This window comes from Oscillibacter sp. (assembly GCF_032060045.1).
In the GTDB taxonomy this organism is placed as follows: domain Bacteria; phylum Bacillota; class Clostridia; order Oscillospirales; family Oscillospiraceae; genus Oscillibacter.
The window spans coordinates 1-11614 of record NZ_DAMBZJ010000053.1 but is presented as its reverse complement, the minus strand read 5'-3'; the positions used below and the strand labels follow the sequence as shown (position 1 = coordinate 11614).

Sequence of the window (11614 nt, the reverse complement as noted above, 5' to 3'; positions counted from 1 at the left end):
AACACGAGAGAGATAGAAAATCCCCCTCACTTCTATAAAGGAAAAAGTGAGGGGGTTGAGCGGGTTAATTTTCTATCAATTTGCGTAGTTTAAGCAGGATTCTTTTTTTCCTGTCGTTAATGGTCTTTTGCGGTGCAGAAATTATTGCCGAAAGCTCCCGCTCGCTTTTGCCATTGAAAAACAGTTCGTCAATGAGGAACCGTTCATCCTCCGGTAAGGATTGAAGAGCAAGCCACAGTGCCTCCATCTGTTCCTGATGAATGAGCTCGTCCACGATGTCTGGTTGAACACGGACAATAAGGTAATCAACATTGACACCGTCATCTTGGAACCGCTCCAATGACAATTCACTCTGGCGAATCAGCTTATTTTGATAACGTTCCGCTTCACGTTCTTTATGATAGGCACGGTAGATGGCTTCGCTGACCTCCACACGCTGCCGTTTTATAACAATGGTATATTTTTTATTCTCTGACATATGCTTGTCCTCCAAATTTTCAAAATGTGATTGAAAACGAAGGACAAGAGGCGGTGACCGGCACCGGAGAATGATTCTGAAGAACAAAAAAAGAGCGCACCCGTGGACGTCCGTTGGTACGCTCTTATATGCTATTTCACGCTTAACATGTACTACTGGTTCGTGTTGGTGCGTATAGTTATCCGCTGAAGAACACAGGCTTTTTTTAACAAATTACCTATGTATGTATCGGTTATGCAGATTGCTCAATGTCGCTGCAGCAGATGCGCAGCGGTGTGGTCTGTTGAGACCAACACATAAAAAATCCCCCCAAACTTTTCACGGGTTTGGAGGGATGATGAAATATATTTGAGCATGGGGAAAGTCCCGCCAAAGCACCGTTTTTTTTGTTTGGCAGGTATCTCTCTTTGATTCTGATATAAATATATATACTTGCAAAATAGACTCTTCTAAATACTAAATTAATAGCATTTCCAACCGTTGTCCTAAACGGCTCAATACCTCGTTAGTAATGGTTCCTGCCTGCTCAGCAATATCACAGGCGGTTATTTTTTCATCTCCGGACTGACCAATAATCACGGCGACATCTCCAACGTTGACGTTCGGAATGTTGGAGATATCCACCAGCATTTGATCCATACAGATACGGCCAATAATAGGAGCTTTAATGCCGTGAACCAAAACACTCCCTACGCCGCAGGACAGGGAACGCGGGATGCCATCGCCGTATCCGATTGCTACAACCGCTATCTTGATGTTTTGTGGAGCGACAAATTGCAATCCGTAACCGGCGGCTTCCCCCTGAAACAAATCCTTCACTAAGGCAATCCGCGCCTTTATGGTCAAAACCGGCTCTAATGAAATGCCGCAGCGTTCCATGTCGGCGCGGGTGCTAAGCACTCCATAAAGTGCGATTCCGACCCTTGCATAGTTTTCAGCCAGCTCCGGATAGTACAGAAGGCCGTCGCTGCTGACGATGTGTTTTTTAGGACATGCAAATCCGCGCTGATGAAGCTCTGCAACCACATCATAAAAGGCTTTTGCCTGAGCATGGGTAAACGCTATGCTTTCAGAGGAAGTTTCATCCGCTACGCACAGATGTGTGAAAATGCCCTCAATGTTCAGGTTTCGGCACTCAAAAATTTTGCTGATTTCCTCTATCTTTTCGCTGCGCTCTCCCAAACGGTGCATCCCTGTATCAATTTTGACATGCACCAAAATCTTTTTCCCATATCGGTCAAGAACCTTGGCATAAGAAAAATCAAGCACGGTCTGCGTCAGGTGATATCGACGCAGAAGTGAGAAATCTTTCGGATGGGTATAGCCCAAAACCAAAATCGTTCCGGTAATGCTGTTTTTGCGTAGCTCGACCCCTTCCCGAACGGTTGCGACACAGAGAGCATTGACGCCCAGCCGGTTCAGTTCTCGTGATATCAGAACCGCACCATGCCCGTAGGCATTTGTCTTGACGGCGGGCATCAGTTCACAGCCATTAGGAAGCAAGGCGCGAAGGGCCTTCACGTTATGACGCAGTGCGGTGCGGTCAAGCTCAATCCAAGCCCGCCCCCTCTGAAATGCTTTTTTCTTTTTGAATATTGGCAATTTAGCTACCAACACCGCAAACAGGATGGACAGTGCTGATACAGCAAGATAATGAATCAAACTGTTTTGCACCAGCACACCTACAAGCCCGGTTGCTTTTGCCATTCCCCTCACAACCACGATAAAAAGGGGATGGCTAAGATAAATCCATGTTGAAATGATCCGGAATGACGGTTCCGGTTTTTGCTCCCACGCTATTAAAAGCTGATAAAGAAAGTACATGCAAGGAAGCAGGGTAAGGTACATGCTGTCGTGGCGCTGCCAACCAAGATGATGAAGGAAAAATCCTTCTGCGGTCATCAGTACCATGGAAAGTGCAAAACCAGCTGCACTTATTTTCACATTGCGAATCCGTGAGGAATGTCCAAGCCATGCGCCCATTGCCAGAAAAACAGGCGCGTAGAACAGTCCGTTCCGTGTATAGGAAAACACATGAAACATAGCGTCATAGGCCGTGGACAGAACCGGTACACCGGAAATTGCGCCGAAATAGCTGTCGCCCATCAGACCAATGCCGTACAATAGCAGGCTGACGGCCATAACCACCTTGGGCGGCAGTTTCCGGCTCAACAGAAATACGATCATATCTCCCAAGATAACCGCCGGCAGATACCACAGGTGGTAGAATGTACCGTCGAAAAGGACCATACGAATCACATTCGCTGTGTCAAGCCCCTTGAACTGGCCGGCATAGAAATTGACCGGCAGGTAAATCACAATTGCCAATGCATACAGAAACGCGGTCTTTTTGAGAAACCGCACGAGCGGCCGGGTGTCACGGCTCCCTGCAAACAGGTATTGCGGCAGGATGAAAAAGCCCGATACCATCAGGAAAAATGGCACGGCGATCCGGGCGACAATCCGGGTCAGAAAAAAATCCGCGTTTGCGCTGAATATAGTCAGCGGCGAGGTATGGACGCAAATGACCAGCAAGGCCGCAATGAGTTTGAATACATCCAACCCTCCATATTGCTTATCCTTTGTCATTTCCATTCCTCCACTCGGTCAAAACAAACCCGTCTGCGTTATTGCCGGATACCGAGTATGGAATGTTATCCTCGATTTCAAATTCAGTGTCCGCTCCAGCTGCGGCCTTTATATAGGAAACTGCAATATTTTGATTTCCCGCCCGGTATAAAAAACAATTCTCTCCGTGGGGATACTGATTTAGAAAAGTATGGTATTCTTCCAGTGTCAGGTCAAGCTCCATCATAATGGCCGCATGCGGCGTTCCAATATAACGAAAATGCCAAGGTTCGTGCGCAATTCCGGTGATAGCCTCTTTCCCCTTTGGATAGCGTTCAATAAAGCCGTAGGCCACAGCTTTTTCACGAAAAGTCTGACAGATGCCGGAATAGGGAAAATCCGGCCGGATGAAGTCTATCTCCTGTTTACGAAGCCCCAGGTCAATGGCAAGACCGGTCTGATGCTCACTGTGATTCGGCCTCGCTACAAATTTCTCTGTAAACGCAACTCCGCTATCCCGCAGGGACTGGTCATAAATTTTCTGCTGTTCTCCCATGGAACGCCAACCGCTCACCGCGCTGATTTCCTCCCAGCCCTCAATACTGCTCATGAGTTTGGAAAGCAAAACGGCAGCTCTGCGTTCCATCAGAACCTTGCTGTTTGAATGAACTGGAACAAGGGAACTTTCCACATTTCCCGAACAGTAGGGATACTGATCGTTGACCAAAATCAGGTTGCCTGCATGGACAGACTTTTGCGGCATTGCAAGCACTTTCATGCGCTCACCGCCAATTCAATCACGCGGGAAATGACCTGTTCAAAGGAAATGCCGACGGCTTTCATCATGTTGGGATACCGGCTGTGAGAGGTGAAGCCGGGGACCGTATTGACTTCATTGAAAATGACCTTGCCGTCAGCGTTCAGGAACAAGTCCACACGCGCAAAGCCACGACAGCCCAGCGCCTGATAAATCGTCTTGGCAGTCTGCTTGATTTCCTCCTCTTTTTCTTTGAGGATTCGTGCCGGGATGTGAATGGCCGCGGTTTTCAGCGTATACTTTTCCGTGAAATTGAAGAAGCCGTCCGATAACTCGATTTCATCGACCTCTCCGACTGTCAGATTCTCATTGCCCATGACGGCGCAGCCGACTTCAAATCCTGTGATGCTTTCTTCTATGATGATTTCATCATCGTATTCAAAAGCCAGTTTGATGGCTGCGGGAAGATCGTGCCGGTCAATCACTTTCGTAATGCCATAGGAGGAACCAGCCCTGACCGGCTTTACAAACAGAGGATATCCGAGACTCTTAGCCTGTGCCAGAGCGATTCCCGCATCCATATTCTTTTTTAAAATAAAGGAGGCTGGAATCTGCACACCGGCTGCATGTGCCAGCTTGTGCGCACGGTCTTTGTCCATGCAGAGAGCCGAGGCCAGTGTGCCGCAGCCAACAAGCGGGGTTCCCGCCATTTCAAATAAGCCCTGAATCGTTCCGTCCTCGCCGTTTTTTCCATGCAGAACAGGAAATGCGGCGTCAATCGGAAGTTTTACAACTTTGTCAGGATGAAACACCAACAGGGTATGCGTTTCGCGGTCAGGCGAAATGGCCGCTGGCAGACAGTCAGATGGATTGCACCAGGTGTCTGAAGCAATTTTTTCAATGTCCCCATCAAACCGATACCAATTTCCCTTTGATGAAATTCCGATCAGGATAGGCATGAACTTATAGGTGTCTATATGCTTAATCACAGAGTAGGCCGATTGAAGCGACACACTATATTCGGGAGAACAGCCCCCAAATAAGATAGCAATATTTAATCTTTTCATTTTTCTTTTGATCCTTTCTCAATAACATCCGTTCCATCAGAAAGCGGATAGCCGATTTCACATTTATTTCGGTAAAGCAGCTTTTCGGAGGTACAGTCCCCGGTCGCTGCCAGAATCGTCTTTTGCTTCACATCCACTTCTTCAAAAACCTTGTTGCTTCTGTGGTAATACACTGGCTCCCCATTTACGACCTCGTAAAATCGTCCGTTGTCCTGATCGGTTAGCAGGCGTCCGATAATGTGATCTTCATCGAATGAAATGCTGATCTGAAACGATATCTCTGTGTCGTTTTTGACCTTCAGATAGAGCCAGCCCTCTGATACGGTCGCATCCACGCCCATCGGCGCATCGCTGGGCGATTCAGGGAAATCCTTTACACCATGTCCATGCCGTTCCACAATGGTAAGAGATGTATGAAGAAACATCCAAAAGAGCAGATTGCTCATTTGACACATGCCGCCGCCGGAGGCCGTTGTGAGTTTCCCGTCAATTACGGTCAGACCATCCTTATACGGAATGTTCCTGTCCGCATATCGAACCAGTTTCCAGAAAGAGAATGTTTCATCTGGCCTGATAACCACTCGGTCTAAAGTGGCTGCGGCCAGTTTCAGGTTGAAAACCTTATTTTCCTGATACACCATATCAAAGCCGGTTTCCCGGTTATATAGAGGGCAGCTTGTTTTAAAAAGCTGATATGGCAGCGGGGGGTCAGCCTTGACTTCGGCATATTGGTTCCCGTCCAAGTACATCCTCGTATAGAAGCAAAACCGACGCTGCCAAATTCTCAGCGGCAGCAACCATGGAAATATTTGTGTAACACGTTTTCTTGGCATGTTTAAATCCTTCCTACATAACAAAAGCCTGTCTGCTTTGATAAGACTATGCTATCAAAAGCGGACAGGCCGTATTTTAATATTGAATTGTTTAATTCCTAAGAAAATCCTAATGTCAAATTAATATTTTCCTAATTATCAGCAGGTAAGGACACCGTAAAAGCAATGCATTCTCCTTACTTTACGTTTCAATTGTTTCACCTGCGTGAGGTATGGCCGTAATGCGATGTAACTGATTCATATCATTTCCTAATGAAGATGGATACAAACCAGATAACAGCTAAATATGCGCCTCTCTATCCGTCTTGGGAAATCCAAAAACATCAAGTGCTATCTTGCCAAAGCAGGGATCTGACAATCCCATGAATTATCCTGATTGTTGATATATCCGGTAAATCGATAAACAGGCTGATAAAATCCTTTGGTATCGTAAACATAAGCGAGCTTACATTCTTTTACCCACAGGGTATCTCCTTGCCGGAAGGGGACATATTGTTCAAAGTTTCCATCTTCAACCTGTTCAAAGGCCGCTTTGGGAGAAATAATTTCTTCTGTTGTTACATATTCATTCCAGCTGATTCCATAATCCATGGACGCAAGCTCCAAATTGCTGTCAAACTGCATGAGGACAGAGCCGGATGTAAATGCGGTTTTGGCAGTTGACAGGTTGTCCTTTTCTGGTACGTCCCATCGAAGAGTATCGTTGTTTTGTAATGTAAAAACAGCAGTATCGGGGAGCAGCCCACTTTCCTTTAGCCAGTTTTTATAAAAGGCCCCACGGTTCTTTGCTGCTTCCGCCGTCAACTTGGCGGTATCATGCCATGTTGTGTAGCGCCACTGTCCTGTCCTAAAAAAGAAGTTGAGCTGAACCTCCTCACTGGTGGGACTTTTGCCCGTGTAAACACGGTTTTCGCCTTCACGTCGTTGAATACCGGCGAAGGTAACCTCTTCCGATTCGGAAATCTGAGCTGCCATTCGTTCTATATAATCCTGATCCTCCGTATAGGTGTTTTTGTATAGGGAGGCCGTGGCCGGTTGATCTGCTAAGGAGAGGTCAGTGGTAATCTGAGTCCTTGACATATCCTGCTTTACCGCAGGAAGAATGGGCATGTTTCCGTAAGGCTGCCGCGCATAAACCAAAGACACGGCGCCGATGATCATTCCAATGACACATGGGAATATCAGCACTTTGCCAATGGGAGCCAAACGAATGCGCTTTTCCCTGATAACGGAAAGCACTGCCATGATACAAAAATATCCAAACAGGCTTCCAATGCAGTTGTGGAATAAATCATCAAGTTCGAATATCCCTGTTCCCGTCAATAATTGTACGATTTCAATACAGACTGTCAGCCCGACAGACATGAAAAGAATTACCTTGAACTTCTCTGCTTTCTTCCAGAAAAGCGGCAATAAAAATCCCAACGGCGTAAACATCAGCATATTGAAGATAATAAGCTGCAATTCGCTGATCGACCACTTATTCCATGCGTTGATGTAGGCGCTGAAAAAGTCAATATTGAAACTGCCGGTAAAGTTTGCGCCACGGCTTAAGGTAGTCAGTCCCAGTACCAGCAGCAACCAACAGGACAAAAGAAACAGGATCATCCCCTGTGCTTTTGACATGCTCCTTTTGCCATGAAACGCCTTTTTATAGATCATGTAGCCCACAAAAATGGTAATGGCCAATAAAAGGCCTCCGACAAGCGCAAATACACCCCATCGGAGCAATACTTGAAAAATTGTAATAATGTCCATAGAACATCCTCCGTTTTTATACTGTCGTTGAAGGTCAAAAGCTTCACAATTTATTAACTACAGTATAAACCATCTGTATCGCCCCAATTTTAATACTTCCTTGATAAATTCCTAAGAAAGTACTAAGATACGGTGTGACTCAACGGAAGTGTAATAACAAAAGAAGTGATCTGCTCATGACTTTCCACAGTAATGGACCCACCGTGCAAAGTAATGATCTCTTTCGCAATGGCAAGCCCCAATCCTGCTCCCCCGGTATCACTTGTCCGGGCTTCGTCAAGACGATAAAACTTTTTGAATATAGCAGCGCATTTTTCAGGCGGTATGGAATCGCCCTTGTTTTGAAATGTAATTGTTGCGGTATCATCACTTTTTTGAGCTGTGATGTGAATTTCTGTATTCGGGTAGCTATAAGCAGCCGCATTCTTTAGAACATTGGTAAAAACCCGCCCCAGCTTTTCAGAATCGCCATAGATCATGAATTCTTCGTCGGCATGTAAAATGGCGGTATTTCCGTTTTTTGACAAAATGGGCAGCAGTTCATCGGTTAATTGTACCAACATGTAGTAGAGATCAATATCTGTTTTTTTTATTTGGATTTGCTGTAGATTATATCGGGTTATTTCAAAAAATTCATTGATCATTTTTTCCAGCCTGTATGATTTGTCGAGGGCAATATGCGTGTACTTTTTCCTCTGCTCCGCTGGCATATTTTCCACTTCTTCCAACAAACTTAAATATCCTATTACAGAAGTAAGGGGAGTACGAATGTCGTGGGCAAGGTACATCACAAGCTCGTTTTTTCGTTGTTCGGCTGACTGGGCCTCCAACTTCCGGCGTTCCAAAGTTTGTTTCATAGCGTTTAGCCTTTGGGTGATAGCAGTAAGTTCTTCCGGCAGGCGGATTTCCTCCGCATTGTCGATGAGAAGCATCCCCAGGCTTTCCTCAACATCGGACAGCGGCTTGGCAACGTAACGCAAAAATGCGCGGATTATGAAAAAAAGCCCTGCACAGATAAGCAATACTAACAAGATGAAAAATGGTGGGTACATATTTTGTACCACGAAAAAACCCATTTGAAGGAAATCTGCCGCCACCTGAGTAATCCATCTCCCGCCGATGCTGTTCCAATGCAAAAAGTACATAAGAGCAAGTGCAAAAAGGAAGGCGGCGATTACGCCAATCAGGGTAAACAAAACCTTAATTTGCAAACGGGTATAATCAAATTCTTTTTTATTTTTAACTTTCAATTTTATAGCCAACCCCCCATATTGTTTTAATATATTTTGGATTTTCAACCGTATCGTTCATTTTTTCCCGGAGATGACGAATGTGAACCGTGATCGTGTTGTTGCTTTTGCTGTAATATTCATCCCTCCAAATTTGATGGAATAAATCCTCCGCACTTACAACATTGCCTTTGTTCTCCAAAAGGATATGCAAAATTGAAAATTCCGTAGGTGTCAGGGTAAGCGGTTCTTCGTTTAAGAAACACTCATGTGTTTTGATATTCATTACAAGGCCGGAATGAAGGATAATATCTTTTTCCGTGTCTGCCCCATGCCCGGGGTTATATTTTTTATACCGCCGCAGTTGTGCTTTCACTCGTGCCACGACTTCAAGCGGGCGAAAGGGCTTGGTGATATAATCGTCAGCCCCCAATGTAAGGCCGGTAATTTTATCAATTTCTTCATCCTTGGCAGTCAGCATAATGATGGGATAGGTACACTGACGCTCCCGTATTTTCTGGCAAAGCGTGAAACCACTGATGTCCGGCAGCATAATATCTAAAATGGCAAGGTCAACTTCCGTCGTTTCAATGCAGGCAAGAGCTTCCTTTGCAGAATAGAACTTTAACACCTCGTAATTTTCATTTTGCAGATATACTTCTATTAAATCCGCTATTTCATGCTCGTCATCAACAACGAGAACTTTATCACTCACGATTTCAACTCCTTTCAGGCAAAACATGACACTTTATTATTTTACTAAATACAGCAGCGATATTTCTGATTTACCGCATGAGAAATTATTAAGATTTTCATAAGAATACAGTTTGCTTGGATATCTTTATCTTTCATCCAAGAATCGTTTCATCGTATCAATCCTTTTTCCTATTCTCTTTCAGTCTGCCGTCTACAGGCTTTGGAGCACCCTTTGGTATCGCCCACGCACGACCGAAGTGAACCGCTCCGTCAATCCTGTTTTCTTCGCAGAGCTTTTGTATTCTCCGCTTGGAGATTTCCCATTTGTCAGAAGCCTGCTGTACGGATATATAATCAAGCATTTCAAATCCTCCACCTGTATGTTGATCACAGTATATACGCAAATGCGAATAAAATCAACAATCTGTTTTATACATATATGTTCATAGTAACAGTCATTGCTGGTTCGTTCTCAATCCTATGCCTATACTGTAAAATTGGGATGGGAGGTGAACGAACAGTGGAGGAATTACTGAACTTATTCGGCCAGACCATAAAGGACGCCCGGATTGCTGCAGGCATGACACAGGATGCGCTTGCGGAACAGGTAGGAGTCACAACAAGATATATAATGGCTATTGAGAATGAAAACAAACACCCAAGAATGCCGGTGCTGCTTAAGATCATCCGCACCTTGAAAATATCAGCCGATACAATCTTTTATCCTGAAATTCAACATACAAACAGAGAAAAAGAACAGCTTTTGCACATGATTCAGATGTGCGACGAAAAGGAAATCAAAATAGCCGCCGCAACTGTCAAGGCGCTATTGGATGCCAGATAAGCAGAATCCATCTTCTTTTTTCGAGGATGGATTTTCTTATAGTTACTCCCAATATTGTTCTTTCTCTGTGTTTAGAAATCCTTAGAGTGACAGGTTCACTGCATAGGCCATGATGACACATACCATATGCCGCCGATAGGACGCACTGCTCCCTTGGCGGCAGGTTTATGTGTTTTCTTATTTCACCGTAAACAGCAGACTGCTCTTGCCTCCGTTTTCCCGCCAGCGCTGTTCCTTTTGAAGATAACCGGTCTTTTCAAGGTCAGCGATGGCTCTTTGCACGGTGCGGCGGGACAGCTTCAAGTCCTTGGCAATGGTACCGATGGTAGGATAACAGGTTCCGTCCTTGTTTGCCCGGTCTTTCAGGTATCGGTAGACCACTACGGCACGGTGCGGGACATCCGCAGCATAAAGAGAGGAAAGATAGCTCAACTCACGAACACCCCCTAATCGGTGCGCAGAGGCATAGCAGGAGGCTCTGGCTCATGCTCTTGCACCGGTGTGTGTAGCGCACCTCCGCTGCGGTCATCATCGGGAGGCTCCGGGAATTCAGCAAAGTCATCCTCATCATAGGCACAGCCACGCTGTAGGATTTCCTGTTCCAGCTCGAAGCGGTCAGCATAATGAACCTTTCGGGCGGCACGTTCTTCCACCTCAAAGGGCTTTTCGAATCGGATGCCCCATTTGAGAAACAGGGGCAGCTTGGTGCGCATGGGACAGCAGCCAGTCTTGGCCAGAATAAAATTGCCCTTGGGCAGGGTTTTCAGCTCATCCGGTGTCATGAGTGGTCGCTGGATCATCTGCAGGCTCTGGCTTGGATCGTTCTTTCCTCTGCTGATGGAACCGGACATGACGGTTTTGTTTCCCAATGCCCTTGAGAGTATGTCTGCGCTTTCCGAGTTAGGCGCAAAGCCGCCGAACAGAATGTCCTGACAGTTATCAATGATGATGGCGGAACCCTCCTTGCCATAGTTTTTCTCAAGCTGTGCAAAGGACTGGATGATGGGTATCATGCTGATGCGGCGGGAACGGCCTGCGGAGAACATCATCTCCATCGACTGGATTTTTGGAATGGTTCCAATCTCATCGGCGAAAATCATGACCCGGTTGGGGAGTTTACCGCCGTACTCATCGGCCACGGTCAGCATCTCCCGGTAGAGCTGCTGGAGGAACAAGGACACCATGAAGTATTTTGTATTATCTTCCTCCGGCAGCACGATGAAGATAGCACACTTCTCCTTGCAAAAGGTTTCCGTATCCAACGAGCTGTCAAAACACAGAATCTGCTCCATCTCGGAATCCAGAAAGGCATTGAGGCGTGACATCGCTGTGGACAGCACCGAGGCCATCGCTTGGTCTGCTGTGTTGAGGGCGGCTCCCGCAA

General features: G+C 46.0%; 12 protein-coding genes. 1 reads left to right on the top strand and 11 read right to left on the bottom strand.

From position 1 onward, the window contains the following. Positions 1 to 64: 64 nt before the first annotated feature. From RT018_RS14825 to RT018_RS14785, 9 genes are all read right to left on the bottom strand, one after another. Positions 65 to 478 carry a sigma factor-like helix-turn-helix DNA-binding protein gene (locus tag RT018_RS14825; RefSeq protein ID WP_312943099.1) on the bottom strand — a complete coding sequence of 138 codons (414 nt, stop codon included), beginning with the start codon at positions 476 to 478 and terminating at the stop codon, positions 65 to 67. A 456-nt stretch (positions 479 to 934) separates the two neighbouring features. Continuing rightward, positions 935 to 3067 (bottom strand): serine racemase VanT catalytic subunit, encoded by a 2133-nt coding sequence (vanT, locus tag RT018_RS14820; RefSeq protein ID WP_312943098.1) that lies wholly within the window; start codon positions 3065 to 3067, stop codon positions 935 to 937. Further along, on the bottom strand, positions 3054 to 3824 hold the full coding sequence (locus RT018_RS14815; RefSeq protein WP_312943097.1) for a M15 family metallopeptidase: 771 nt from the start codon (positions 3822 to 3824) through the stop codon (positions 3054 to 3056). The genes vanT and RT018_RS14815 overlap by 14 nt, the downstream gene beginning before the upstream one ends. Beyond that, positions 3821 to 4870: a D-alanine--D-serine ligase VanG gene (vanG, locus tag RT018_RS14810; protein ID WP_312943096.1), complete on the bottom strand. Its 1050-nt coding sequence runs from the start codon at positions 4868 to 4870 to the stop codon at positions 3821 to 3823. The genes RT018_RS14815 and vanG overlap by 4 nt, the downstream gene beginning before the upstream one ends. Further along, positions 4867 to 5703 carry a glycopeptide resistance accessory protein VanW gene (gene vanW, locus RT018_RS14805; protein ID WP_312943095.1) on the bottom strand — a complete coding sequence of 279 codons (837 nt, stop codon included), beginning with the start codon at positions 5701 to 5703 and terminating at the stop codon, positions 4867 to 4869. Before vanW ends, vanG begins: the two co-directional genes overlap by 4 nt. Positions 5704 to 6033: 330 nt before the next feature. Next, positions 6034 to 7461: a VanZ family protein gene (locus RT018_RS14800; RefSeq protein ID WP_312943094.1), complete on the bottom strand. Its 1428-nt coding sequence runs from the start codon at positions 7459 to 7461 to the stop codon at positions 6034 to 6036. 122 nt (positions 7462 to 7583) lie between these two features. Further along, positions 7584 to 8711: a HAMP domain-containing sensor histidine kinase gene (locus RT018_RS14795; protein ID WP_312943093.1), complete on the bottom strand. Its 1128-nt coding sequence runs from the start codon at positions 8709 to 8711 to the stop codon at positions 7584 to 7586. Then, positions 8701 to 9405, bottom strand: coding sequence for a VanR-ABDEGLN family response regulator transcription factor (gene vanR, locus RT018_RS14790; protein ID WP_312943092.1), 705 nt, complete (start codon positions 9403 to 9405; stop codon positions 8701 to 8703). The genes RT018_RS14795 and vanR overlap by 11 nt, the downstream gene beginning before the upstream one ends. Before the next feature lie 157 nt (positions 9406 to 9562). Next, complete coding sequence (locus tag RT018_RS14785) at positions 9563 to 9748, bottom strand: DNA-binding protein (RefSeq protein WP_312943091.1); 186 nt, start codon at positions 9746 to 9748, stop codon at positions 9563 to 9565. A gap of 158 nt (positions 9749 to 9906) precedes the next feature. Between RT018_RS14785 and RT018_RS14780 the strand changes: the two genes are divergently transcribed. Further along, a complete protein-coding gene (locus RT018_RS14780; RefSeq protein ID WP_312943090.1) occupies positions 9907 to 10230 on the top strand; it encodes a helix-turn-helix transcriptional regulator in 324 nt (107 codons plus the stop codon). 177 nt (positions 10231 to 10407) lie between these two features. Here the strand turns inward: RT018_RS14780 and RT018_RS14775 are convergent, their stop codons facing one another. Together RT018_RS14775 and RT018_RS14770 are read right to left on the bottom strand one after the other, a co-directional pair. Continuing rightward, on the bottom strand, positions 10408 to 10662 hold the full coding sequence (locus RT018_RS14775; RefSeq protein WP_312943089.1) for a helix-turn-helix domain-containing protein: 255 nt from the start codon (positions 10660 to 10662) through the stop codon (positions 10408 to 10410). 14 nt (positions 10663 to 10676) lie between these two features. Further along, positions 10677 to 11614 (bottom strand): type IV secretory system conjugative DNA transfer family protein (locus RT018_RS14770; protein ID WP_312943088.1); only part of this gene is annotated, 938 nt, incomplete at its 5' end.